The sequence below is a fragment of the Streptomyces sp. NPDC110618 genome, assembly GCF_055657065.1.
Genome location: NZ_JBVKBN010000033.1, coordinates 17,052 through 40,957, shown reverse-complemented (window position 1 = coordinate 40,957; position 23,906 = coordinate 17,052). Strand labels below are relative to the sequence as shown.

At 71.3% G+C, this 23,906-nt stretch carries 22 protein-coding genes; 1 reads left to right on the top strand and 21 read right to left on the bottom strand.

All coding sequences use genetic code 11. The annotated features are described in order from the left end of the window. Positions 1-32: 32 nt before the first annotated feature. The 14 genes from ACZ7L7_RS35110 to pyrR form a co-directional block, all read right to left on the bottom strand. Positions 33-2,189 carry a primosomal protein N' gene (locus ACZ7L7_RS35110; RefSeq protein WP_471429913.1) on the bottom strand — a complete coding sequence of 719 codons (2,157 nt, stop codon included), beginning with the start codon at positions 2,187-2,189 and terminating at the stop codon, positions 33-35. A 144-nt stretch (positions 2,190-2,333) separates the two neighbouring features. Next, positions 2,334-3,542, bottom strand: coding sequence for a methionine adenosyltransferase (gene metK, locus ACZ7L7_RS35105; RefSeq protein WP_093718936.1), 1,209 nt, complete (start codon positions 3,540-3,542; stop codon positions 2,334-2,336). 239 nt (positions 3,543-3,781) lie between these two features. Continuing rightward, positions 3,782-4,984 carry a bifunctional phosphopantothenoylcysteine decarboxylase/phosphopantothenate--cysteine ligase CoaBC gene (coaBC, locus tag ACZ7L7_RS35100; RefSeq protein ID WP_285511376.1) on the bottom strand — a complete coding sequence of 401 codons (1,203 nt, stop codon included), beginning with the start codon at positions 4,982-4,984 and terminating at the stop codon, positions 3,782-3,784. Positions 4,985-5,093: 109 nt separating this feature from the next. After that, complete coding sequence (rpoZ, locus tag ACZ7L7_RS35095) at positions 5,094-5,366, bottom strand: DNA-directed RNA polymerase subunit omega (protein WP_003988945.1); 273 nt, start codon at positions 5,364-5,366, stop codon at positions 5,094-5,096. A 50-nt stretch (positions 5,367-5,416) separates the two neighbouring features. After that, positions 5,417-5,974 (bottom strand): guanylate kinase, encoded by a 558-nt coding sequence (gmk, locus tag ACZ7L7_RS35090; protein ID WP_285511377.1) that lies wholly within the window; start codon positions 5,972-5,974, stop codon positions 5,417-5,419. Between the two features lie 60 nt (positions 5,975-6,034). Beyond that, a complete protein-coding gene (locus ACZ7L7_RS35085) occupies positions 6,035-6,358 on the bottom strand; it encodes an integration host factor (RefSeq protein WP_003977346.1) in 324 nt (107 codons plus the stop codon). Between the two features lie 312 nt (positions 6,359-6,670). Then, on the bottom strand, positions 6,671-7,513 hold the full coding sequence (gene pyrF / locus ACZ7L7_RS35080; RefSeq protein WP_285511378.1) for an orotidine-5'-phosphate decarboxylase: 843 nt from the start codon (positions 7,511-7,513) through the stop codon (positions 6,671-6,673). After that, positions 7,510-8,619, bottom strand: coding sequence for a quinone-dependent dihydroorotate dehydrogenase (locus tag ACZ7L7_RS35075; protein ID WP_453606482.1), 1,110 nt, complete (start codon positions 8,617-8,619; stop codon positions 7,510-7,512). The genes pyrF and ACZ7L7_RS35075 overlap by 4 nt, the downstream gene beginning before the upstream one ends. A gap of 68 nt (positions 8,620-8,687) precedes the next feature. Continuing rightward, the gene (gene carB / locus ACZ7L7_RS35070; protein ID WP_285511379.1) at positions 8,688-11,996 is read right to left on the bottom strand and encodes a carbamoyl-phosphate synthase large subunit; all 3,309 of its coding nucleotides are present in this window, start codon (positions 11,994-11,996) and stop codon (positions 8,688-8,690) included. After that, on the bottom strand, positions 11,989-13,131 hold the full coding sequence (gene carA, locus ACZ7L7_RS35065; protein WP_471429908.1) for a glutamine-hydrolyzing carbamoyl-phosphate synthase small subunit: 1,143 nt from the start codon (positions 13,129-13,131) through the stop codon (positions 11,989-11,991). Before carA ends, carB begins: the two co-directional genes overlap by 8 nt. Beyond that, entirely contained in the window at positions 13,128-13,688 is a 561-nt protein-coding gene (locus tag ACZ7L7_RS35060) for a PH-like domain-containing protein (protein WP_285511381.1), read from the bottom strand. Before ACZ7L7_RS35060 ends, carA begins: the two co-directional genes overlap by 4 nt. Beyond that, the gene (locus ACZ7L7_RS35055; protein ID WP_472077890.1) at positions 13,685-14,971 is read right to left on the bottom strand and encodes a dihydroorotase; all 1,287 of its coding nucleotides are present in this window, start codon (positions 14,969-14,971) and stop codon (positions 13,685-13,687) included. Before ACZ7L7_RS35055 ends, ACZ7L7_RS35060 begins: the two co-directional genes overlap by 4 nt. Before the next feature lie 4 nt (positions 14,972-14,975). Next, a complete protein-coding gene (locus ACZ7L7_RS35050; RefSeq protein WP_285511382.1) occupies positions 14,976-15,953 on the bottom strand; it encodes an aspartate carbamoyltransferase catalytic subunit in 978 nt (325 codons plus the stop codon). 84 nt (positions 15,954-16,037) lie between these two features. Then, entirely contained in the window at positions 16,038-16,595 is a 558-nt protein-coding gene (pyrR, locus tag ACZ7L7_RS35045) for a bifunctional pyr operon transcriptional regulator/uracil phosphoribosyltransferase PyrR (RefSeq protein WP_285511383.1), read from the bottom strand. 255 nt (positions 16,596-16,850) lie between these two features. Between pyrR and bldD the strand changes: the two genes are divergently transcribed. Next, positions 16,851-17,351 (top strand): transcriptional regulator BldD, encoded by a 501-nt coding sequence (gene bldD, locus ACZ7L7_RS35040; protein WP_003956405.1) that lies wholly within the window; start codon positions 16,851-16,853, stop codon positions 17,349-17,351. Positions 17,352-17,517: 166 nt separating this feature from the next. Here bldD and nusB read toward each other — a convergent pair whose 3' ends face one another. From nusB to aroC, 7 genes are all read right to left on the bottom strand, one after another. Beyond that, positions 17,518-17,952, bottom strand: coding sequence for a transcription antitermination factor NusB (gene nusB, locus ACZ7L7_RS35035; protein WP_285511384.1), 435 nt, complete (start codon positions 17,950-17,952; stop codon positions 17,518-17,520). 2 nt (positions 17,953-17,954) lie between these two features. Then, the gene (gene efp / locus ACZ7L7_RS35030) at positions 17,955-18,521 is read right to left on the bottom strand and encodes an elongation factor P (protein ID WP_285511385.1); all 567 of its coding nucleotides are present in this window, start codon (positions 18,519-18,521) and stop codon (positions 17,955-17,957) included. A 52-nt stretch (positions 18,522-18,573) separates the two neighbouring features. Beyond that, the gene (locus ACZ7L7_RS35025) at positions 18,574-19,680 is read right to left on the bottom strand and encodes an aminopeptidase P family protein (RefSeq protein WP_453609264.1); all 1,107 of its coding nucleotides are present in this window, start codon (positions 19,678-19,680) and stop codon (positions 18,574-18,576) included. Positions 19,681-19,942: 262 nt separating this feature from the next. Beyond that, positions 19,943-20,776, bottom strand: a complete 834-nt coding sequence (locus ACZ7L7_RS35020; RefSeq protein ID WP_285511387.1) for a Pro-rich N-terminal domain-containing protein — start codon at positions 20,774-20,776, stop codon at positions 19,943-19,945. A 165-nt stretch (positions 20,777-20,941) separates the two neighbouring features. Next, positions 20,942-22,033 carry a 3-dehydroquinate synthase gene (gene aroB / locus ACZ7L7_RS35015; protein ID WP_285511388.1) on the bottom strand — a complete coding sequence of 364 codons (1,092 nt, stop codon included), beginning with the start codon at positions 22,031-22,033 and terminating at the stop codon, positions 20,942-20,944. After that, positions 22,030-22,542, bottom strand: a complete 513-nt coding sequence (locus tag ACZ7L7_RS35010; protein WP_472077889.1) for a shikimate kinase — start codon at positions 22,540-22,542, stop codon at positions 22,030-22,032. Before ACZ7L7_RS35010 ends, aroB begins: the two co-directional genes overlap by 4 nt. Next, the gene (gene aroC / locus ACZ7L7_RS35005) at positions 22,539-23,723 is read right to left on the bottom strand and encodes a chorismate synthase (protein ID WP_261717851.1); all 1,185 of its coding nucleotides are present in this window, start codon (positions 23,721-23,723) and stop codon (positions 22,539-22,541) included. Before aroC ends, ACZ7L7_RS35010 begins: the two co-directional genes overlap by 4 nt. Positions 23,724-23,906: the final 183 nt, after the last annotated feature.

Sequence of the window (23,906 nt, the reverse complement as noted above, 5' to 3'; positions counted from 1 at the left end):
AACCCACCCCCACGGCACCCCCAACGGACAGCTCACCCAATATCCGGCGGATCAATCCGCACCCGAACCGCCGCCTCCCCACCGGCCGCCCCCCGAGCCATCCGCGCAGCCTGAGCAGACTTGAGCGCGGCAGCCAACGCGCCCCCCTTCCCCGGCGGCACCCGAATCAACGCCCGCTCCCACCGCTCCCCCGGCGGCGGCGCCCCCACCCGACGAGGCCCGCCGGACGAAACAACAGGCACCGGCACCGGCCCCAGCACCTCAGCCTCCGCAGGCAGTTCAACAGCCCGCAAGAACTCCCCCACCGCAGCGACCGCCCCCAACACCGCCGCCATCCGGGACACCGGCGGAAACCCCAGCTCCGCCCGCTCCGCCAGCTCCCGCACCGCGTGCCCCACGGGATCCCACCGCACCAACGCCTGCACAGGCCGCAGCGTGGGCTCGGCAACGACCACCACAAGCCCCCCGGCAGTCTGCGGCCGCACCAACCCCGCCGCCCCGATCCACCGTCGCAGCGCGTCCTCCCCGGCCCGCAGATCGGGCCGCCCGAGCATCGCCCACCCGTCCAGCAACAGCGCCGCCGCGTACCCCCCCTCGGCCACCGGCTCCGCCCCGGGCGTACTCACCACCAGCGCGGGCGCCCCCGGCACCGTGTCCAGCACATGCTCCCGCCCGGACGTCCGCACCGGCACCGCCGGAAACGCCCTCCCCAACTCCTCCGCGGTCCGCCGCGCGCCCACGACCTGCGCCCGCAGCCGGAACCCCCCGCACTCGGCACAGTGCCAGGAGCCCTCCTCACGCCCGCACCAGCCACACCGCAACGCCCCGGCGTCCTGCGCCTCCAGCGGCCCCGCACAGTGCCGACACCGCGCCGGAGCCCGGCAGTTGGCGCAGGCCAGCCGAGGTACGTACCCGCGTCGCGGCACCTGCACCAGGACGGGCCCGCTCCGCAGCGCGTCCCTGACGACCTGCCAGGCCAGCGTCGGCAGCCGTGCCGCCCGCGCGGCCTCGTCCCGGGCGAGATCCTGGTCCCCCACGGTCCGCACCAGCGGCGCGGCCCCCCGTACCCGCTCCCGGGATGCGACCAGCGGCCGGGCCCACCCGCTCTCCACGAGCTGCGCGGCCTCCACCGTGCAGCTCCAACTGCCCAGCAGAAACGCGCACTTGTCCTGCGCCGCGCGCAGCAGCAGCACCTCACGCGCATGCGGCTGAGGGGCGTGCAGCTCGCTGTGGCTGTCGTCCCCGTCGTCCCAGATGACGACAAGGCCGAGATTCCGCACGGGCGCGAACATGGCGGCCCGCGTCCCCACCACGGCCCGTACGGACCCGCGCCGCACGGCGAGCCACTCCCGGTACCGCTTCTCCGGCCCCGCGTCCGCGGTCAGCACCGCGTGCCGCCCGGCCCCCAGCAGCTCCGTCAGCGCGGCGTCGACCCGCGCGACGGCCCTCCCGTCCGGCACCACGACCAGCGCCCCCCGCCCGCCGGCCAGCGTCGCCGCGACGGCCCGGGCGATCTCCGCGCTCCACTCCGGGCCCGGCAGCGCGTTCCACACGGCCCTCGGGGCCCCGCCGGACGCGAGCGCCCTGAGGAACGCCTCCCCGTGCTCGTAGCGCACCCAGGACCCCGCCTCGGGCGCGGCAGGCGGCGGCAGCGGCTCGGGAGAGGGCCGCTGCTCGGCCTTGGCGCTGCGCGGCGGCACGGCGAGCTGGAGGACATCGGCGAGGCTTCCCGCGTACCGGTCGGCGACCGCGCGCGCGAGCCCGAGCAGTTCGTCGTCCAGCACCCGCTCCGGGGACACGACCTGGGCCAGTGCCGCGAGCGGCCCGGAGTACTCGGACTCCGCGAGCCGTTCGACGAGGAACCCGTCGATCAGCCCGCCGCCCTCCCGGCGCCCGTCGCGCACCCGGTGCCGCCCGGCCCCGAACCGCACGCGGACCCGTACCCCGGGCTGGGCGTCGGCGTCGAGTTCCTCGGGGACGGCGTAGTCGAAATACCGGTCGAGATGGAGCACGCCCTTGTCCACGAGGACCCGCGCGACGGGCAGCTCGGGGGCGAGGGCCGCCCCGCGCCACGTCCGCGGCTTGGCCCGGGGCGCCTTGGCCTTGCGCACGCTCTCCCGGATGAACGCGAGCTGCTCCGGCGGCGCCCCCTCGGCCCCACCGCCGTCCCGCCCGTCTTCCCTGCTCACCCTTGCATTCTTACCAAACGCCACTGACAACCGGAGCCGCCCGGACATGCGATGAGGCCCGGCGTCCCCACCGGGACACCGGGCCTCGTCGGTCGATCAGAGGCGCGCGGCCTTACAAACCCGCGGCCTTACAAACCCGCGGTCTTACAGACCCGCGGCCTTGCGCAGCGCGTCCACGCGGTCCGTGCGCTCCCAGGTGAACTCGGGGAGTTCACGGCCGAAGTGGCCGTACGCCGCCGTCTGGGCGTAGATCGGGCGCAGCAGGTCGAGGTCGCGGATGATCGCGGCCGGGCGCAGGTCGAAGACCTCGTCGATGGCCTTCTCGATCTTCTCGGCGTCGACCTTGGCGGTGCCGAAGGTCTCGACGAAGAGACCGACCGGCTCGGCCTTGCCGATCGCGTACGCGACCTGGACCTCGCAGCGGGAGGCGAGGCCCGCGGCGACGACGTTCTTGGCGACCCAGCGCATCGCGTAGGCGGCCGAGCGGTCCACCTTGGACGGGTCCTTGCCGGAGAAGGCGCCGCCGCCGTGGCGGGCCATACCCCCGTAGGTGTCGATGATGATCTTGCGGCCGGTGAGGCCGGCGTCGCCCATCGGGCCGCCGATCTCGAAGCGGCCGGTCGGGTTGACCAGCAGCCGGTAGTTCTCGGTGTCGAGCTTGATGCCGTCGTCGAGCAGCGCCTTCAGCTCCGGCTCCACGACGAACTCGCGGATGTCGGGGGCGAGCAGCGACTCCAGGTCGATGTCGGAGGCGTGCTGCGAGGAGACGACGACCGTGTCGAGGCGGACGGCCTTGTCGCCGTCGTACTCGATGGTGACCTGCGTCTTGCCGTCGGGGCGCAGGTAGGGGATGGTGCCGTTCTTGCGGACCTCGGACAGCCGCTTGGACAGCCGGTGCGCGAGGAAGATCGGCAGCGGCATGTAGGTGGGCGTCTCGTCGGTGGCGTAGCCGAACATCAGGCCCTGGTCGCCGGCGCCCTGCCGGTCCAGCTCGTCCTCGTCGCCCTCGACCCGGGTCTCGTAGGCGGTGTCGACGCCCTGGGCGATGTCCGGGGACTGCGCGCCGATGGAGACCGAGACACCGCAGGAGGCGCCGTCGAAGCCCTTCTTGGAGGAGTCGTAGCCGATCTCCAGGATCTTGTTCCGGACCAGCGTCGCGATGTCCGCGTACGTCTTGGTCGTGACCTCTCCGGCCACGTGCACCAGGCCGGTGGTGATCAGCGTCTCGACGGCGACCCGGGAGGTCGGGTCCTCGCGCAGAAGCGCGTCGAGAATGGTGTCGCTGATCTGGTCAGCGATCTTGTCGGGGTGACCCTCGGTCACGGACTCCGAGGTGAACAGGCGACGGGACACAACGCTCCCTGGGGTTGCAGCGGCTGCTGGCTGATCATTGGCGGACGGGACGGGGGCTGCGCCCGGCGTCGTCCGAGAACAGTTTATCGGTCGCGCTCGGCCACGGGCCCACCTGTCTCGCCTCTCGGGAGCGCTGTGACCTGCGGCACGGGCATTCTGCCCAATCCCTCACGGCCTTGGCCAGGGGCGCCACGCCCCAATGTGCGGGGTTTCGGGGCGGGGTGAGCCGAATGCGACATTCAGCTCAGCCGTCCGGCCACCAGATCCCACACGATTTCGGCCAGGGCTTCCTTGGGACCGTGCGGCACGGGCGTCTCACTGCCGTCGGCGCCCAGCACCACGGCCTCGTTCTCCTCGGCGCCGAACGTCTTACGCTCGCCCACCTCGTTCACCACCAGCAGGTCGCACCCCTTGCGGGCGAGCTTGGCACGGCCGTTGGCCAGCACATCGTCCGTCTCGGCGGCGAAGCCGACGACGACCTGGCCGGGGCGGGCCCGGTCGGCGGAGATCTCCGCGAGGATGTCCGGATTCCGCACCAGGACGATCGGGTCGGGGTCCTGGCCGTCCTTCTTCTTGATCTTCCCTGCCGCGTAGGCCGCCGGGCGGAAGTCGGCGACCGCGGCGGCCATGACCACCGCGTCGGCGTCGGCGGCGGCCTTGAGTACCGCCTCCCGCAGGTGCACGGCCGTGCCGACCTGTACGACGTCCACGCCCGCCGGGTCGGGCAGCGCGGTGTTCGCGGCGATCAGCGTGACCCGGGCGCCGCGGGCCGCGGCGGTGCGGGCGAGTGCGTAGCCCTGCTTGCCGGAGGAGCGGTTACCGAGGAAGCGGACCGGGTCGAGGGGCTCGCGGGTGCCGCCGGCGCTGACGACCACGTGCCGCCCGGCGAGGTCGGGCTCGGTGACCCCGCGGGCCAGGACACGGCGGCAGACCTCGAAGATCTCCGCGGGGTCGGGCAGCCGGCCCTTGCCGGTGTCGACGCCGGTGAGGCGGCCGACGGCGGGTTCGACGACCACGGCGCCGCGGCGGCGCAGCGTCGCCACGTTCTCCTGGGTGGCCGGGTGCTCCCACATCTCGGTGTGCATGGCGGGGGCGAAGACGACCGGGCAGCGGGCGGTGAGCAGGGTGTTGGTCAGCAGGTCGTCGGCGAGGCCGTGGGCGGCCTTGGCGAGCATGTCGGCGGTGGCCGGGGCGACCACGACGAGGTCGGCGTGCTGGCCGATGCGCACGTGCGGAACCTCGTGGACGGAGTCCCACACCTCGGTGGAGACGGGGTTGCCGGACAGGGCCGACCAGGTGGCGGCGCCGACGAAGTGCAGCGCGGAGTCGGTGGGCACCACGCGGACGTCGTGGCCCGACTCGGTCAGCCGGCGCAGCAGCTCGCACGCCTTGTAGGCGGCGATGCCACCGCTGACCCCCAGAACGACCCTCGGCTTGTCCACGGTCTCTCCCCTGCTCGGCGTGGCTCGCATTACCTACCCCCATGACACACCACAGGCCCGGCAGACGTGCTGCCGGGCCTGTGGATAAGACTGCTGCAAGCAGGAAATACTACTGCGCCGGGCCCTCAACGGCCTCGGACGTCAGCAGCCCCGCGTTGATCTCGCGCAGCGCGATCGAGAGCGGCTTCTCGTGGACGTGCGTGTCGACGAGCGGACCGACGTACTCCAGGAGGCCCTCACCGAGCTGCGAGTAGTACGCGTTGATCTGACGCGCGCGCTTGGCCGCGTAGATCACGAGGCTGTACTTCGAGTCCGTGGCCTCAAGAAGCTCGTCGATCGGCGGGTTGATGATGCCCTCGGGCGCGGAGATGGAAGAGGACACGCTCTACCTTCCGATGGATGGGAAAGATTCAGTCAGGCGATCAGAGACGATCACACAACGTCCATCAAGGCTAGCAGCTCGCGCGCCACGTCCTCGACGGAGGTGTTGACCAGGGTCTCGTCGAACTCCGGCTCGGCGGCCAGCTCGATCTTGGCCGCCTCAAGGCGGCGCTCGATGACCTCGGGGGGTTCGGTGCCCCGGCCGGTGAGCCTGCGCACCAGCTCCTCCCAGGAGGGAGGAGCCAGGAACACCAGATGGGCGTCCGCCATCGACTCGCGGACCTGCCGTGCGCCCTGGAGATCGATCTCCAGCAGCACGGGCTCGCCCTTCTCCAAGCGCTCCATCACGGCCGCGCGGGGCGTGCCGTAGCGGTTGCCGGCGAATTCGGCCCATTCCAGCAGCTCGCCGTTGGCGATCAGCTTGTCCATCTCGTCGTCGGTGACGAAGAAGTAGTGGACTCCGTGCTGCTCGCCGGGGCGGGGCTTGCGGGTCGTCGCCGACACCGAGAGCCAGACCTCGGGGTGTTCCTTGCGCATATGGGCGACGACCGTGCTCTTGCCGACCCCTGAGGGGCCGGAGAGCACGGTCAGCCGCGGACGTTCACTCATGCAGCGATTATTCCAGCAATCCCGGGGTGCCCGGGACTCCCTTCCCGCCTAAGTGCGGGATCAGGAACCGGTGCTGCCGAACTCACGCTCCAGGGACGCGATCTGGTTGGAGCCGAGGCCACGCACTCGGCGGCTCTCGGAGATGCCGAGTCGCTCCATGATCTGCTTGGCGCGGACCTTGCCCACGCCCGGCAGGGACTCAAGGAGGGCGGAGACCTTCATCTTGCCGATGACGTCGTTCTCCTGGCCCTGCTTGATGACCTCGTGCAGGGAGGCGCCGGAGTGCTTGAGTCGATTCTTGACCTCGGCCCGCTCCCGGCGAGCCGCGGCGGCCTTTTCGAGCGCGGCTGCGCGCTGTTCAGGGGTAAGGGGCGGAAGAGCCACGCCTACGTCACCTCGGATGTTGAACTGTCGGATACGGACCGGTGAGGAACCTAGTCGCCCCACACCTGGGGAGCCACGAGCAACACGCTTGCCCGTTCTCTGCTCGGAGACTAGCGGGCAAGTGGGCCAGAGTCAGCGAGAACAGCGGAAAAGTCCTGGTCAGCCTCCGCCAGGACGGACTTTTCGGACATATTGCCCCGGATTTGAGGATGTATTCAGGCTCAAGTCGCCTCGGAGCCACCCTCCGAGGAGTCGAACAAGCGTCTAAATACGTCCGCCCGGGGTCGGCCCGTTCCGACCTGCGCCGACGGCTCAGGCCGCCGCCACGGCGGCCCGGACCTCCTCCGCGAACCGCTCCGCCGCCGACCGCAGCGCGGCCACGTCGGGACCGTGCCGCAGCACACCCCGGCTGACGTTCGGCACCACATTGCGCACCGCCGCACCGAACACCCGGGGAAGGTCCGCGGCCGTCGCTCCCTGGGCGCCGATGCCGGGCGCCAGGAGCGGGCCGTTGATCCTCAGGTCGTACGTCGACAGATCGCCCAGCGTGGCGCCGACCACCGCGCCGAAGGAACCCAGCGGCTCCTCCCCCTCGTTCTCCGCGGCCAGGTGCGCCAGCACGGTCGCGCCCACAGTGCGCCCGTCGGCCCGTACCGCGTGCTGCACCTCGCCGCCCTCCGGGTTCGAGGTCAGCGCCAGTACGAAGAGCCCGGCGCCGCTCTCCCGGGCCATCGCCACGGCGGGCGACAGGGAGCCGTAGCCGAGGTACGGGGAGACGGTCAGGGCGTCCGAGAAGAGCGGGGAGTCCTTGCGCAGGAAGGCCTCGGCGTAGGCGGCCATGGTCGAGCCGATGTCGCCGCGCTTGGCGTCCATCACGACCAGTGCCCCGGCCGCGCGGGCCTCCTCCACGGACTTCTCCAGCACCGCGATGCCGCGCGAGCCGAAGCGCTCGAAGAACGCGCTCTGCGGCTTCAGCACGGCCACCCGGTCCGCCATCGCCTCCACGACGGTGCGGCTGAACCGCTCCAGACCGGCGATGTCGTCGTTCAGGCCCCACTCCTGCAGGAGGGAGGCGTGCGGGTCGATGCCGACACACAGCGGCCCGCGCTCGTCCATGGCACTGCGCAGCCGGGCACCGAAGGGTTCCAGAGTCATACTGCGGCCTTCCTGACGTCGGCGCCGACCGCGTCGGCGAGGGTGGCGTACGGGCTGGTGCGCAGGCGCGCGGCGAGCCCCTTGTGGATGGCACGGGCCCAGAACGGGCCCTGGTAGATGAAGGCGCTGTAGCCCTGGACCAGCGTGGCGCCGGCCAGGATGCGCTGCCAGGCGTCCTCGGCGTTCTCGATGCCGCCGACGCCGACCAGGGTGATCCGGTCGCCCACGCGCGCGTACAGGCGCCGCAGCACCTCAAGGGAGCGCTCCTTGAGCGGGGCGCCGGACAGGCCGCCGGTCTCCTGGACGAGGGCGGGCTCGGAGGTCAGGCCGAGGCCCTCGCGGGCGATGGTGGTGTTGGTGGCGATGATGCCGTCCAGGCCGAGCTCGACGGCCAGGTCGGCCACAGCGTCGATGTCCTCGTCGGCGAGGTCCGGCGCGATCTTCACCAGCAGCGGCACGCGGCGCGCGCGCACCGCGCTGTCGGCCGCCTCGCGCACGGCGGTCAGCAGCGGGCGCAGCGCCTCGGTGGCCTGGAGGTTGCGCAGGCCGGGCGTGTTCGGCGAGGACACGTTCACGACCAGGTAGTCGGCGTACGGCGCCAGCCGCTCGGCGGACTTCACGTAGTCGGCGGTCGCCTCGGACTCGGGCACCACCTTGGTCTTGCCGATGTTGACGCCGAGGACGGTGCGGAAGACGGGCGTACGGGAGGCCAGGCGGGCGGCGACGGCCAGCGAGCCCTCGTTGTTGAAGCCCATGCGGTTGATCAGCGCCCGGTCCGGCACCAGCCGGAACAGCCGCTTCTTGGGGTTGCCGGGCTGCGGCTCCCCCGTGACGGTGCCGATCTCGACGTGGTCGAAGCCGAGCATGGCCAGGCCGTCCACGGCGACGGCGTTCTTGTCGAAGCCGGCGGCGAGCCCGAACGGGCTGTGCAGGCGCAGGCCGAACGCCTCGGTGCGCAGTTCCTTGTGACGGGGCGCGAGCACGGCGGCGACGAAGGTGCGCAGTACCGGGATGCCGGCGACGAGCCGGATCCAGCGGACGGCGAGGTGGTGCGCCTGCTCGGGGTCCATCCGCTTGAAGACGAGGTTGAAGAAGAACTTGTACATGGTCCTCACCGGGAAGTGGTGTCCTCACCAAGAGGGGGACACCGTTTCCGGTGTCCCCCTCAGGGCTGCTAGTCGCGGGCCGCGGTCAGATGTTCGGCGTGTTCCTGGAGGGAGCGCACGCCCACGTCGCCATGGTTGAGGGCGTCGATGCCCTGAACGGCGGCGGCCAGCGCCTGGACGGTCGTCAGGCACGGCACGGACCGCGCCACGGCCGCCGTACGGATCTCGTAGCCGTCCAGGCGGCCGCCGGTGCCGTAGGGGGTGTTGACGATGAGGTTGACCTCGCCGTCGTGGATGAGCTGGACGATGGTCTTCTCGCCGTTCGGGCCGGGGCCCTCGGACTGCTTGCGCACGACGGTGGCGTTGATGCCGTTGCGCTTGAGGACCTCGGCGGTGCCGGAGGTGGCCATCAACTCGAAGCCGTGGGCGACCAGCTCGCGCGCCGGGAAGATCATCGAACGCTTGTCGCGGTTGGCGACCGAGATGAACGCGCGGCCCTTGGTGGGCAGCGGGCCGTAGGCGCCGGCCTGGGACTTGGCGTACGCCGTGCCGAAGACGGAGTCGATGCCCATGACCTCGCCGGTGGAGCGCATCTCCGGGCCGAGGACGGTGTCCACGCCGCGGCCGTGGATGTCGCGGAAGCGCGACCACGGCATGACGGCCTCCTTGACGGAGATCGGCGCGTCCAGCGGCAGCTCGCCGCCGTCGCCGGTGGCCGGGAGCAGCCCCTCGGCGCGCAGCTCGGCGATGGTCGCGCCGAGCGAGATCCGGGCGGCGGCCTTCGCCAGCGGCACCGCGGTCGCCTTGGAGGTGAAGGGCACCGTGCGGGAGGCGCGCGGGTTGGCCTCCAGGACGTAAAGGATGTCACCGGCCATGGCGAACTGGATGTTGATCAGTCCGCGCACGCCGACGCCCTTGGCGATGGCCTCGGTGGAGGCGCGCAGCCGCTTGATGTCGAAGCCGCCGAGGGTGATCGGGGGCAGCGCGCACGCGGAGTCGCCGGAGTGGATGCCGGCTTCCTCGATGTGCTCCATCACGCCGCCGAGGTACAGCTCCTCGCCGTCGTAGAGGGCGTCCACGTCGATCTCGATGGCGTCGTCCAGGAAGCGGTCGACGAGGACCGGCCGGGTGGGGCTGATCTCGGTCGACTCCGCGATGTAGGAGGACAGCCGGGCCTCGTCGTAGACGATCTCCATGCCGCGTCCGCCGAGCACGTAGGACGGCCGCACCAGGACCGGGTAGCCGATCTCGTCGGCGATGGCCTTGGCCTCGGCGAAGGTGGTGGCGGTGCCGTGCTTGGGGGCGGGCAGGCCGGCCTCCTTCAGGACGCGGCCGAAGGCGCCGCGGTCCTCGGCGGCGTGGATCGCCTCCGGGGAGGTGCCGACGATCGGCACGCCGTTGTCCTTCAGCGCCTGCGACAGGCCCAGCGGGGTCTGGCCGCCGAGCTGGACGATCACACCCGCGACCGGGCCCGCGAGGGACTCGGCGTGGACGATCTCCAGCACGTCCTCCAGCGTCAGGGGTTCGAAGTACAGGCGGTCGGAGGTGTCGTAGTCGGTGGAGACGGTCTCCGGGTTGCAGTTGACCATCACGGTCTCGTACCCGGCGTCGTGCAGCGCGAAGGAGGCGTGGACGCAGGAGTAGTCGAACTCGATGCCCTGGCCGATGCGGTTGGGGCCGGAGCCGAGGATGATCACCGCGGGCTTCTCGCGCGGGGCGACCTCGCTCTCCTCGTCGTAGGACGAGTAGAAGTACGGGGTCCTCGCGGCGAACTCGGCGGCGCAGGTGTCGACGGTCTTGTAGACCGGGCGGATGCCGAGCGCGTGCCGCACCTCGCGGACGATGTCCTCGCGCAGCCCGCGGATCTCACCGATCTGCAGGTCGGAGAAGCCGTGCCGCTTGGCCTCGGCGAGCAGGTCGGGGGTGAGCTCGCTCGCCTCGGCGAGTTCGTCGGCGATCTCCTTGATCAAGAAGAGCTGGTCGACGAACCAGGGGTCGATCTTGGTGGCCTCGAAGACCTCCTCGGGGGTGGCGCCCGCGCGGATGGCCTGCATGACGGCGTTGATCCGGCCGTCGGTGGGGCGGACCGCCTCGCGCAGCAGCTCGTCCTTGTCGCCGGTCTCGCCGACGAAGGTGAACTGGCTGCCCTTCTTCTCCAGCGAGCGCAGCGCCTTCTGGAAGGCCTCGGTGAAGTTGCGGCCGATGGCCATGGCCTCGCCGACCGACTTCATCGTGGTGGTCAGCGTGGAGTCGGCCTGCGGGAACTTCTCGAAGGCGAAACGCGGGGCCTTGACGACGACGTAGTCAAGCGTGGGCTCGAAGGAGGCCGGGGTCTCCTGGGTGATGTCGTTGGGGATCTCGTCGAGGGTGTAGCCGACGGCGAGCTTCGCGGCGATCTTGGCGATGGGGAAGCCGGTGGCCTTGGAGGCGAGCGCCGAGGACCGGGAGACGCGCGGGTTCATCTCGATGACGATGACGCGGCCGTCGTCCGGGTTGACCGCGAACTGGATGTTGCAGCCGCCGGTGTCGACGCCGACCTCGCGGATGACGGCGATGCCGATGTCCCGCAGGATCTGGTACTCGCGGTCGGTGAGCGTCATCGCGGGCGCGACGGTGATGGAGTCACCGGTGTGCACGCCCATGGGGTCGAAGTTCTCGATGGAGCAGACGACCACGACGTTGTCGTGCTTGTCGCGCATCAGCTCCAGCTCGTACTCCTTCCAGCCGAGGATGGACTCCTCCAGGAGCACCTCGGTGGTCGGCGAGAGGGTGAGGCCCTGGCCGGCGATGCGGCGCAGCTCCTCCTCGTCGTGGGCGAAGCCGGAGCCGGCGCCGCCCATGGTGAAGGAGGGGCGGACGACGACCGGGTAGCCGCCGAGTTCCTCGACGCCCTTGAGGACGTCGTCCATGGAGTGGCAGATCACCGAGCGGGCGGACTCACCGTGGCCGATCTTGGCGTTGACCGCGTCGACGACCAGCTTGAACTGGTCGCGGTCCTCGCCCTTGTGGATGGCCTCGACGTTGGCGCCGATCAGTTCCACGCCGTACTTGTCCAGGACGCCGTTCTCGTGCAGGGAGATCGCGGTGTTCAGGGCCGTCTGGCCGCCCAGGGTGGGCAGCAGGGCGTCGGGGCGCTCCTTGGCGATGATCTTCTCGACGAACTCCGGGGTGATCGGCTCGACGTAGGTGGCGTCGGCGATCTCCGGGTCGGTCATGATCGTCGCCGGGTTGGAGTTGACCAGGATGACGCGCAGGCCCTCGGCCTTGAGCACGCGGCAGGCCTGCGTGCCGGAGTAGTCGAACTCGGCGGCCTGGCCGATGACGATCGGGCCGGAGCCGATGACCAGGACGGACTGGATATCGGTGCGCTTAGGCACGCTGGCCCTCCATCAGGGATACGAAGCGGTCGAACAGGTAGGCGGCGTCGTGCGGGCCCGCTGCCGCTTCGGGGTGGTACTGGACGCTGAAGGCCGGGCGGTCGAGGAGCTGCAGGCCCTCCACCACGTTGTCGTTGAGGCAGACGTGGGAGACCTCGGCGCGGCCGTAGGGGGTCTCGGAGACCTGGTCGAGCGGGGCGTCGACGGCGAAGCCGTGGTTGTGCGCGGTGACCTCGACCTTGCCGGTCGTACGGTCCTGCACGGGCTGGTTGATGCCGCGGTGGCCGTACTTCAGCTTGTAGGTGCCGAAGCCGAGGGCGCGGCCGAGGATCTGGTTGCCGAAGCAGATGCCGAAGAGCGGGGTGCCGCGCTCCAGGACCGCACGCATCACGGAGACCGGGTGGTCGGCGGTGGCCGGGTCGCCGGGGCCGTTGGAGAAGAACACGCCGTCCGGGTTGACGGCGTAGACGTCCTCGGCGGTGGCCGTGGCGGGCAGCACGTGGACCTCGATGCCGCGTTCGGCCATCCGGCGCGGGGTCATGCCCTTGATGCCGAGGTCGACGGCGGCGACGGTGAACTTCTTCTCGCCGATCGCGGGGACGACGTACGCCTCCTCGGTGGCGACCTCGGCGGAGAGGTCGGCGCCCTTCATCTCGGGGGCCTGGCGGACCTCGGCGAGCATGGTGCCCTCGTCGGGCAGGGCGTTGCCGGAGAAGATGCCGACGCGCATGGCGCCGCGCTCGCGCAGGTGGCGGGTGAGGGCGCGGGTGTCGATGTGGGAGATGCCGACGACGCCCTGGTGGCGCAGTTCCTCGTCGAGGGAGCGGCGCGAGCGCCAGTTGGAGGGCACGCGCGCGGGGTCGCGCACGACGTAGCCGGAGACCCAGATGCGCTTGCTCTCGGGGTCCTCGTCGTTGACGCCGGTGTTGCCGACGTGCGGCGCGGTCATCACGACGACCTGGCGGTGGTAGGAGGGGTCCGTCAGGGTCTCCTGGTAGCCGGTCATACCGGTGGAGAACACGGCCTCGCCGAAGGTCACCCCCACGGCCCCGTAGGCACGGCCGCGGAAGATGCGGCCGTCCTCCAGGACGAGGACGGCGGGAACCCTCGTGGCTCCCCGGGTGGAGGTCGTCATCGTGCGCCTTCCGTGTTGTTGATCATCTGGTTCAGGGTGTCGACCCAGGTGGTGTGCTCGGCGGCGGTGTCCGAGCGGAAGCCGGAGTCGATCAGGCGGTCGCCGTGCGCCCAGGTCACCACGAGCAGCCCGCCCTCGGTGAGCACCTTGCCGGCGATGCCCTTGTCCAGCCGGGCCTCGCGCAGCTGTCCGGCCGGGACGAAGAAGTCGCGCGCCCCGGGGCGTTCGACGACCAGGCCCGCGTCGGTCAGGGTGAGCTCGACCCGGCTGCGGGTGCCCAGGCCGTGCGCCACGATCCGGTCGAGCCACTGTCCGGCGGTGGTGGAGCCGTGGTAGCGGCCGCTCATCGTCAGTGTGGCCTCGCCCGGCTCCGACGGCGCGCTGGGCAGCTCCGGCAGGTCGCTCTGGAGGGTTCCGCGCCATTTCCAGCCCTCGCGCATCAGCCAGTAGACGAGGGCGACGAAGAGGGCGAGTCCGACGAGCCAGCCGATGCGGGCGGCCCAGTCGGTCACCTCGGCCGACTTCTGGTCTGCGGCGATGGTCAAAAGGGGTGTCACGTGAGCTTCCCGTCGACGAGCGTGGCCTTGCCCCGGAGCCACGTGTGCGTCACACGGCCCGGCAGCTCACGCCCCTGGTACGGGGTGTTGCGGCTGCGCGAGGCGAAGCCCGCGGGGTCCACCTGTCCACGGTATGCCGTGTCGACGAGGGTGAGGTTGGCGGGCTCACCTGCCGAGACGGGACGGCCGTGGCCCTTGGCCTGCCCGATCTCGGCGGGCTTGAAGGACATGCGCGCGGCGACCCCGGCCCAGTCGAGGAGCCCGGTGTCGACCATGGTCTCCTGCACCACGGACAGTGCGGTCTCCAGGCCGACCATGCCCATGGCGGCGGCGGCCCACTCGCAGTCCTTGTCCTCGTGCGGGTGGGGGGCGTGGTCGGTGGCCACGATGTCGATGGTGCCGTCGGCGAGGGCCTCGCGCAGGGCCAGCACGTCGCGCTCGGTGCGCAGCGGCGGGTTGACCTTGTAGACGGGGTTGTAGGTGCGCACCAGTTCGTCGGTGAGCAGGAGGTGGTGCGGGGTGACCTCGGCGGTGACGTCGATGCCGCGGGACTTGGCCCAGCGCACGATCTCGACGGAGCCGGCGGTGGAGAGGTGGCAGATGTGGACGCGGGAGCCGACGTGCTCGGCGAGCAGCACGTCGCGGGCGATGATCGACTCCTCGGCGACGGCGGGCCAGCCGCCGAGGCCAAGCTCGGCGGAGACGACGCCCTCGTTCATCTGGGCGCCCTCGGTGAGGCGCGGCTCCTGGGCGTGCTGGGCGACGACGCCGCCGAAGGCCTTCACGTACTCCAGGGCGCGGCGCATGATCACGGCGTCGTCGACGCACTTGCCGTCGTCGGAGAAGACGGTGACCCCGGCGGCCGAGTCGTGCATGGCGCCCAGCTCGGCGAGCTTCTTGCCCTCCAGGCCGACGGTGACGGCGCCGATGGGCTGGACGTCGCAGTAGCCGTGCTCCTGGCCGAGCCGGTAGACCTGCTCGACCACACCGGCGGTGTCGGCGACGGGGAAGGTGTTGGCCATGGCGAACACGGCCGTGTAGCCGCCGCCGGCGGCGGCGCGGGTACCGGTCAGGACGGTCTCGGAGTCCTCGCGGCCGGGCTCGCGCAGATGGGTGTGCAGGTCGACCAGGCCCGGCAGGAGCACCTTGCCCTCGGCCTCGACGACCTCGGCGCCCTCGGCGGACAGGCCGGTGCCTACGGCCTCGATGACCTCGCCGTTGATCAGGACGTCCTGCGGCTCGCCGCCGAGCACCTTCGCACCACGGATCAGGATCTTGCTCATCGTCTTACTTCTCCTCGACGCGGGTGTGGGTGACGGCGGGCTGGTTGCCGCCCAGCAGCAGGTACAGGACGGCCATCCGGATGGAGACTCCGTTTGCGACCTGCTCGATGGCGGTGCAGCGCTCGGAGTCGGCGACCTCGGCGGTGATCTCCATGCCGCGGACCATCGGGCCGGGGTGCATCACGATGGCGTGCTCGGGCATCTTCGCCATGCGGTCGCCGTCCAGGCCGTAGCGGCGGGAGTACTCGCGCTCGGTGGGGAAGAACGCGGCGTTCATCCGCTCGCGCTGGACGCGGAGCATCATCACCGCGTCGGACTTGGGCAGGGTGGCGTCGAGGTCGTAGGAGACCTCGCAGGGCCAGGTCTCGATGCCGACCGGGAGCAGGGTGGGCGGGGCGACCAGGGTGACCTCGGCGCCGAGGGTGTGCAGCAGGTCGACGTTGGAGCGGGCGACCCGGCTGTGCAGGACGTCACCGACGAGGGTGATGCGCTTGCCGGAGAGGTCCTGGCCGATGCCGGCGTCCCGGCCGACCAGGCGGCGGCGCATGGTGAAGGCGTCGAGCAGCGCCTGGGTGGGGTGCTGGTGGGTGCCGTCACCGGCGTTGATGACGACCGCGTCGATCCAGCCGGAGTTGGCGAGCCGGTAGGGCGCCCCGGAGGCGCCGTGCCGGATCACCACGGCGTCGACGCCCATGGCCTCCAGGGTCTGGGCGGTGTCCTTCAGGGACTCGCCCTTGGAGACGCTGGACCCCTTGGCGGAGAAGTTGATGACGTCGGCGGACAGGCGCTTCTCGGCGGCCTCGAAGGAGATCCGGGTCCGCGTGGAGTCCTCGAAGAAGAGGTTGACGATGGTGCGGCCGCGCAGGGTCGGCAGCTTCTTGATGGGCCGGTCGGCCACCCGGGCCATCTCCTCGGCGGTGTCGAGGATCTGGACGGCGTCGTCGCGGGTGAGATCGGCGGCCGAGATGAGATGACGCTGCATCTGTCAGGCTCCGTAAGGCAGTTCAGTTCGGGAGATTCCGGGCAGGCGAGGGCACGCCGGGTTCCGGCGGGTCCGGTCGGCTCGCTACTGGGTCGGCTTCACACCGAGCAGGACGGTGTCGCGACCGTCCTCCTCGACGAGGTGGACCTTGACCGTCTCCCGCAACGACGTGGGGAGGTTCTTGCCGACGTAGTCGGCACGGATGGGCAGTTCACGGTGGCCACGGTCGACGAGCACGGCGAGCTGCACCGCGCGGGGGCGGCCGATGTCGTTGAGCGCGTCGAGGGCGGCGCGGATGGTGCGGCCGGAGAACAGGACGTCGTCGACGAGGACGACGAGGCGGCCGTCGATGCCGTCACCGGGGATCTCGGTGCGGGCGAGGGCGCGCGGCGGGTGCATGCGCAGGTCGTCGCGGTACATGGTGATGTCCAGCGAGCCGACCGGGATCTTGCGTTCGGTGATCTCTTCGAGCTTGTCGGCGAGCCGCCGGGCGAGGAAGACGCCACGGGTGGGAATGCCGAGGAGTACCACGTCGTCGGCGCCCTTGGCGCGTTCGACGATCTCGTGGGCGATGCGGGTCAGGACCCGCGCGATGTCGGGACCCTCAAGAACGGGCCGCGCATCGGACGCTTGGGTGTCCATACGAAACGGACCTCCTTCTCCGCCTCACGGGACGGACCTTAAAGGACGTCGGGTTTGCGTCATCCACCGTAGCAGGCCGGGAAACGGACCCCGATCACCCCCTTGGCGTAATCAGCCACGGCTATCACGGAAGAGTCGGTGTGGACCATTCGGCTTGACGCACGAGAGTCACGCTGCGTAACCTCACAGTGAGTTACCAGCCGCGCGGCAGGAACCCCTCCCGCCGCGTCGACGACACAGTGTCCGGGGAGCTATATGTCCAGCGAATACGCCAAACAGCTCGGGGCCAAGCTCCGGGCCATCCGCACCCAGCAGGGCCTTTCCCTCCACGGTGTCGAGGAGAAGTCCCAGGGGCGCTGGAAGGCCGTGGTGGTCGGCTCGTACGAGCGCGGCGACCGTGCCGTGACCGTGCAGCGTCTTGCCGAGCTGGCGGATTTCTACGGCGTGCCGGTGCAGGAACTGCTCCCGGGCACCACTCCGGGCGGCGCCGCCGAGCCGCCGCCGAAGCTGGTCCTGGACCTGGAGCGGCTGGCGCACGTGCCGGCCGAGAAGGCGGGCCCGCTCCAGCGCTACGCGGCGACGATCCAGTCGCAGCGCGGTGACTACAACGGCAAGGTGCTCTCGATCCGCCAGGACGACCTGCGCACACTCGCCGTCATCTACGACCAGTCCCCCTCGGTCCTCACCGAGCAGCTGATCAGCTGGGGTGTGCTGGACGCCGACGCCCGTCGCGCGGTGTCCCACGAGGAGAGCTGAGCCTTCTGGCGACTCAGCAGAAACGTGCCGCCGGGGTGGCCGGAACCAATCGGTTCGGGCCACCCCGGCGGTCTTTTTTCGTGCGGCCATGCTCACGCATGGCCCACGGACACGAGGAAGGCCCACAGCGACTCGCTGTGGGCCTTCCGAGAACCGGCGGGCTCTCCTACGCCTCCTCGCGGCGCAGCGAGGGCTTGAGCTCCTTCAGCCGGCCGAGCAGGCCGTTGACGAACGAGGGCGACTCGTCCGTGGAGAACTCCTTGGCCAGCTGCACCATCTCGTCCAGCACGACGGCGTCGGGAGTGCCGTCGACCCAGATCAGCTCGTAGGCGCCGAGCCGCAGGATGTTGCGGTCCACGACCGGCATCCGGTCCAGCGTCCAGCCGACCGAGTACTGGGCGATCAGCTCGTCGATGCGCGCCGCCCGCCGGGCGTAGCCCTCGACCAGCTCCATCGTGTACTCGCTCACCGGCGGCTGCCGGGTGTCGGTCCGGGAGTGCCGGACCCAGTCCGCGAGGACCGTCTGGACGTCGACGCCACGCTGGTCGCCCTCGAAGAGGATCTGGAAGGCGCGCTTGCGGGCCGTGTTGCGGGCAGCCACGGTTAGCTGTTCACCCGGCCGAGGTAGTCGCTGGTGCGGGTGTCGACCTTGATCTTCTCACCGGTGGTGATGAAGAGCGGGACCTGGATCTGGTGGCCGGTCTCCAGGATGGCGGGCTTGGTGCCACCGGTGGAGCGGTCGCCCTGGACGCCCGGCTCGGTCTCCTGGATGGTCAGCTCGACGGCGGCGGGCAGCTCGACGAAGAGCACCTCGCCCTCGTGCTGCGCGACGGTGGCGGTGAAGCCCTCGATCAGGAAGTTGGCGGCGTCGCCGACGGCCTTGCGGTCGACCATCAGCTGGTCGTAGGTCTCCATGTCCATGAAGACGAAGTAGTCGCCGTCCATGTAGGAGAACTGCATGTCGCGCTTGTCGACGGTGGCCGTCTCGACCTTCACGCCGGCGTTGAAGGTCTTGTCGACGACCTTCCCGGAGAGCACGTTCTTGAGCTTGGTGCGCACGAAGGCGGGGCCCTTGCCGGGCTTGACGTGCTGGAACTCGACGACGGACCAGAGCTGGCCGCCTTCGAGCTTGAGCACCATGCCGTTCTTGAGGTCGTTCGTGGAAGCCACGGTTGCGGAATCTCCTGGACTGACGTGGACGACCCCGGGGGCACGCACCTGCCTATAGTGCGAGCAGCTCCTTGGTCGTGATGGTGAGTAGCTCGGGTCCGCCGTCCGCCTCGGGGCGGACGACGAGCGTGTCATCGATCCGGACGCCGCCCCGGCCCGGGAGGTGGACCCCCGGTTCGACGGTGACCGGCACGCAAGCGTCCAGTTTACCCATGGCCGCGGGGGCCAACTGCGGGTCCTCGTCGATTTCGAGTCCGACGCCGTGCCCGGTGAGCAGTGGCAGTCCCTCCGCATGGCCCGCGGAGTCCAGCACCTGACGTGCCGCGCGGTCCACGTCCCGGAACGCCGCGCCGGGCGCCAGGGTCTCCCGTCCGGCGCGCTGAGCGGCGAAGACCAGGTCGTACAGCTCGATCTGCCAGTCCGCCGGCGAGGTGCCGATGACGAACGTGCGGCCGATCTCGCAGCGGTAGCCGCGGTAGGTGGCGCCCAGGCAGACGGAGAGGAAGTCGCCCTCCTCGACCCGCCGGTCGGTGGGCCGGTGCCCGCGGCGACCGGAGTTCGGCCCGGTGGCGACGGAGGTCGGGAAGGCGGGACCGTCGGCGCCGTGGTCGACCAGCCGGCGCTCCAGTTCCAGCGCGAGATGCCGCTCGGTGCGGCCGACGAGGATGGACTCCAGGAGTTCCCCGAGCGCCTGGTCGGCGATCTCGGCGCCGATGCGCAGACAGGAGATCTCCTCCTCGTCCTTGACCACCCTGAGCTGTTCCACGGCCCCGCCGAGGTCGGCGAGGCGGATACGGGGGGCCACCGAGCGGATCTCCCGGTGCCGGGCGACGGTCAGGTGGTGCTCCTCCACGGCCAGGGTGTCGGCGCGCTGGGCGTCGGCGAGGTCGGCGGCGGCCACCGCCGGGTCGCCTCCGGCACTGGGGAGGACGTGCACTCGCAGGGCCTCGTCGGGGCGGCCCTCGGAGGGGCGGTCTTCCGGGGGGCTCGCGCACACCAGGACGTCCTCGGTACGGCCGATCAGCAGGACGGCGCCACGGGGGGCCGCGCCCGCGAGGTAGCGGACGTTGGCGGGGCGCGTGACCAGGGCGGACTGGCTGCCGCCGGCCTGGCAGCGGTCGCGGAGTCTTGCTCTTCGGGTGGCGTACACCTCTGACATGTGTCGAGCGTAGGAGTTTTGTCCGGTGTGCGCGTTTTGGGAGGGCCGTGTGGGGGTGGGCTGCGATGGATCGCCGGGTGCGGGTGAGTGGGGGCCGGTCACGCGGTTCCCCGCGGCCCTGGAGGTCGGAGCAGTTGCCCGGCGCCTGCTCAGCGCCGTATCTCCGCGCACCCACGCGGAGAAGTGCCCTCTGATCCCCGCGCACCCGCGCGGAGAAGTGCCCTCGGCCCCCGCGCACCCGCGCGAAGAAATCCCCCGGCGCCTACCAGCTCGGCGGGCTGGCTATCGAGCGGGACAGGACCTCGTTGAGGACCTGGGCCGTTTGCGGGACGTCCATCTGGGAGTTGTCGATGATCGGCAGGCCCGAGCCGTACCAGCCCGCCATCCGGCCGTGGATGCGGGCCACCTCCTCGTCGGTGAGGCGGCGGTTGCCGGTGCGCTGGGCGTTGCGCTCCAGGACGATCTCCAGGCCGGGCAGCAGGACCACCGGCAGCAGGCCGGGGCCGACATGGCGCTTCCAGCCGCCGAGGCCGACGACCGGACGGTCCGGGAAGACCGCGTCGTCGAGGATGCAGGAGATGCCGTTGGCCAAGAAGTTGCGCGCGGCGAAGCCGCAGGTGCGGCGGGCCAGCCGGTATTGGGCCTCGGAGTTGTCGTTCCAGCCGGTCTGCGGGTCGGCGAACCCGGAGCGGACCCACTCGCGCACGTCGTCGAGGCTGATGTGGGCCGTGGGGACCCGGCGGTGGTCGGCCCAGTACTTGGCGACGCTGGTCTTCCCGGCGCCGGCCGGGCCGATGAGCAGCACCGCGAGCGTGGTCGTGGACGGGTCGGGCGCGGCCGGGGTGGTCGGCATGGCGACCGGGCCGCCGGGCGGCAGCGGCACATGGCCGGTGGTGTCCGGGGCCGGGTGCGGCGGGATGTGCTGCGGGGCGGGCGGCACCTGGCCGGGGGGCGGTGCGGTGAATCCCGGGGGCGGGGGCACCGGGGCGGCTCCCTGGTGCGGACCCGGGTGTTGTGCGGCCGGGGACCAGCCGACGGCCGGTCCGTGCCCCGGCTGGTGGGGCGGCGGCAGCGGAGAACCCACTGCGTGCTGCATCCGGTGCCACTCCATCTCGTACGGGCCATGAGCGTGGGCAGCGGGGGCCGAACCCCCGTTCCCTACCGAACGGTACCGCCCCCGGCCGCCGTTTGGTGAACGGCCGGGAGCGGCGGGAAGTGCCCATTCCCACAGGAAAATCGGGCGTACGGCGCCCTGAGGGACTTACTGCCCCACTTCGCCGTACGCGGCGAGGAGCACCGCCGGGTCGGGGCCCTCCAGGACGGTCGGCTTGGCGAGGCCGTCCAGGACGATGAAGCGGAGCAGGTCGCCGCGGGACTTCTTGTCGACCTTCATGGTCTCCAGCAGCTTGGGCCACTGGTCGTGGCGGTAGTGCAGCGGAAGACCGACGGACTCCAGGATCGCCCGGTGCCGGTCGGCGGTCGCGTCGTCCAGCCGTCCCGCCAGGCGGCCCAGTTCGGCGGCGAAGTGCATGCCGACGGCGACCGCGGCGCCGTGCCGCCACTTGTAGCGCTCGTTCTTCTCGATGGCGTGGCCGAGGGTGTGGCCGTAGTTGAGGATCTCGCGCAGCCCCGACTCCTTCAGGTCCGAGGAAACGACCTCGGCCTTCACGCGGATGGAGCGCTCGATCAGCTCGGCGGTGTGCCGGCCCTCGGGGCTGCGGGCGGCCTCGGGGTCGGACTCGATGAGGTCGAGGATGGCCGGGTCGGCGATGAAGCCGGCCTTGATGATCTCGGCGAGCCCGGAGACGTAGTCGTTGACCGGGAGGGAGTCCAGCGCGGCCAGGTCGCACAGGACTCCGGCAGGCGGGTGGAAGGCGCCGACGAGGTTCTTGCCCTCGGCGGTGTTGATGCCGGTCTTGCCGCCGACGGCCGCGTCGACCATGGCGAGCACGGTGGTGGGGACGGCGATCCAGCGCACCCCGCGCAGCCAGGTCGCCGCCACGAACCCGGCGAGGTCGGTGGTGGCGCCGCCGCCCACGCCGACGACCACGTCGGTGCGGGTGAAGCCGGACTGGCCGAGCGCCTTCCAGCAGTAGGCGGCGACCTCGGCGGTCTTGGCCTCCTCGGCGTTGGGCACCTGGATGGCGACGGCCTCGTAGCCCTGTCCGGCGAGGTCGGCGCGCAGGGCCTCGCCGGTCTCGGCGAGCGCCTCGGGGTGGATGACGGCGACGCGCTTGGCCTTCTCGCCGATCAACCCGCCGAGTTCGCCCAGCAGCTGACGGCCCACCAGGACCTCGTACGGCTCGCTGCCCGCGGTGCCGCCGACCTGGATCCGGGTCACTGCCTCGCTCATGCTTCCTTCAACTCCAGTGCGTCGAGCACGGCTTGGGTCACTTCTTCGGGCGTACGGCCGTCCGTCGCGACGACCGCCGTGGCGATCTGCTCGTACAGGTGCCGCCGGGCCTCCATCAGCTCGCGCCACTGCTTGCGCGGGTTGACCGCGAGCAGGGGGCGGGCGGCGTTGAGGCCGGTCCGCTTGACGGCCTCCTCGACGTCCATCGAGAGGTAGACGACCGGCTGCCCGGCGAGCAGGTCACGCGTGTCCTCGTCGAGGACGGCGCCGCCGCCGAGGGCGAGGACGCCGTCGTGCTCGGCGAGGGCGCGCCGCACCGCCTGCTTCTCCAGCGCGCGGAAGGCGGGCTCGCCGTCGTCGACGAAGATCTCGGAGATGGACCGGCCCTGCTCGGCGACGATGTCGTCGTCGGTGTCGCGGTAGCCGACACCGAGTCGCTCGGCGAGCTGCTGTCCGACGGTGGACTTGCCCACGCCCATCGGGCCGACGAGCACCACCACCGGGTTCATCGGATCGCCAGGTTGTCGAGGTACGAGCGGACGTTGCGGCGGGTCTCCGCCACGTTGTCGCCGCCGAACTTCTCGGCGACCGCGTCGGCGAGGACGAGGGCCACCATGGCCTCGGCGACGATACCGGCGGCCGGGACGGCGGAGACGTCGGAGCGCTGGTGGTGGGCCTGCGCGGCCTCGCCGGTGGTGACGTCGACGGTCTGCAGGGCGCGCGGCACGGTCGCGATCGGCTTCATCGCGGCGCGGACCCGCAGCAGCTCGCCGGTGGACAGACCGCCCTCGGTGCCGCCCGAGCGGCCGGAGACGCGCTTGATGCCCTCGGGCGTGTTGACGATCTCGTCGTGCGCCTTGGAGCCGGGCACCCGCGCCAGCTCGAAGCCGTCGCCCAGCTCGACGCCCTTGATCGCCTGGATGCCCATGAGGGCACCGGCGAGCCGGGCGTCCAGCTTGCGGTCCCAGTGCACATGGGAGCCGAGGCCGACGGGCACGCCGTAGGCCAGGATCTCGACGACGCCGCCGAGGGTGTCGCCGTCCTTGTGGGCCTGGTCGACCTCCGCGACCATCGCCTTGGAGGTGTCGGCGTCGAGGCAGCGCAGCGGGTCGGCGTCCAGCTTCTCGACGTCGGCCGGGGTCGGGTAGACGCCCTGCGGGGCCTTGACGGAGCAGAGCTCGACGACATGGCTGACGATCTCGATGCCGGTCGTCTCCTTCAGGTACGACCGGGCCACCGCGCCGAGCGCCACGCGGGCGGCGGTCTCGCGGGCCGAGGCGCGCTCCAGGATCGGGCGGGCCTCGTCGAAGCCGTACTTCTGCATACCGGCGAGGTCGGCGTGGCCGGGGCGGGGCCGGGTCAGCGGGGCGTTGCGGGCGAGGCCGGCGAGGATCTCCGGGTCGACCGGGTCGGCCGCCATGACCTGCTCCCACTTGGGCCACTCGGTGTTGCCGACCATGACCGCCACCGGGGAGCCGAGGGTGAGGCCGTGCCGGACGCCGCCGAGGAAGGTGACCTCGTCGCGCTCGAACTTCATGCGCGCACCGCGGCCGTAGCCGAGCCGGCGCCGGGCCAGGTGGTCGGCCACCATCTCCGTGGTGATCGGCACGCCGGCCGGGAGGCCCTCCAGCGTCGCCACGAGTGCGGGGCCGTGCGACTCCCCCGCGGTCAGCCAGCGCAACCTGCTCAACGATGCTCCTCAGTGCTCGCGCCCTGGTACTGCCCTTCGTACGCGCGTCGTGGCGTACGGCGACGGCTGGACCAGGTGCGCGGCCCCGGCCCGCCATGTCCGATCCTCCCACGTCCCGGGGCGGTGACCGGCCGCCGGTCCATCAGGCGGACGCGAATGTGTCAGCCCGCGACGCGGGTGCGG

What these genes read in the sequence shown, in the direction of transcription:
- gmk (WP_285511377.1), bottom strand. Translation starts at nt 5,974, where the DNA reads ATGAGTGAACGTCCGCGGCTGACCGTGCTCTCCGGCCCCTCAGGGGTC.
- pyrF (WP_285511378.1), bottom strand. Translation starts at nt 7,513, where the DNA reads ATGACTCTGGAACCCTTCGGTGCCCGGCTGCGCAGTGCCATGGACGAG.
- ACZ7L7_RS35075 (WP_453606482.1), bottom strand. Translation starts at nt 8,619, where the DNA reads ATGTACAAGTTCTTCTTCAACCTCGTCTTCAAGCGGATGGACCCCGAG.
- carA (WP_471429908.1), bottom strand. Translation starts at nt 13,131, where the DNA reads ATGACGACCTCCACCCGGGGAGCCACGAGGGTTCCCGCCGTCCTCGTC.
- ACZ7L7_RS35055 (WP_472077890.1), bottom strand. Translation starts at nt 14,971, where the DNA reads ATGAGCAAGATCCTGATCCGTGGTGCGAAGGTGCTCGGCGGCGAGCCG.
- ACZ7L7_RS35050 (WP_285511382.1), bottom strand. Translation starts at nt 15,953, where the DNA reads ATGCAGCGTCATCTCATCTCGGCCGCCGATCTCACCCGCGACGACGCC.
- pyrR (WP_285511383.1), bottom strand. Translation starts at nt 16,595, where the DNA reads ATGGACACCCAAGCGTCCGATGCGCGGCCCGTTCTTGAGGGTCCCGAC.
- bldD (WP_003956405.1), top strand. Translation starts at nt 16,851, where the DNA reads ATGTCCAGCGAATACGCCAAACAGCTCGGGGCCAAGCTCCGGGCCATC.
- ACZ7L7_RS35025 (WP_453609264.1), bottom strand. Translation starts at nt 19,680, where the DNA reads ATGTCAGAGGTGTACGCCACCCGAAGAGCAAGACTCCGCGACCGCTGC.
- ACZ7L7_RS35020 (WP_285511387.1), bottom strand. Translation starts at nt 20,776, where the DNA reads ATGCAGCACGCAGTGGGTTCTCCGCTGCCGCCGCCCCACCAGCCGGGG.
- aroB (WP_285511388.1), bottom strand. Translation starts at nt 22,033, where the DNA reads ATGAGCGAGGCAGTGACCCGGATCCAGGTCGGCGGCACCGCGGGCAGC.
- ACZ7L7_RS35010 (WP_472077889.1), bottom strand. Translation starts at nt 22,542, where the DNA reads ATGAACCCGGTGGTGGTGCTCGTCGGCCCGATGGGCGTGGGCAAGTCC.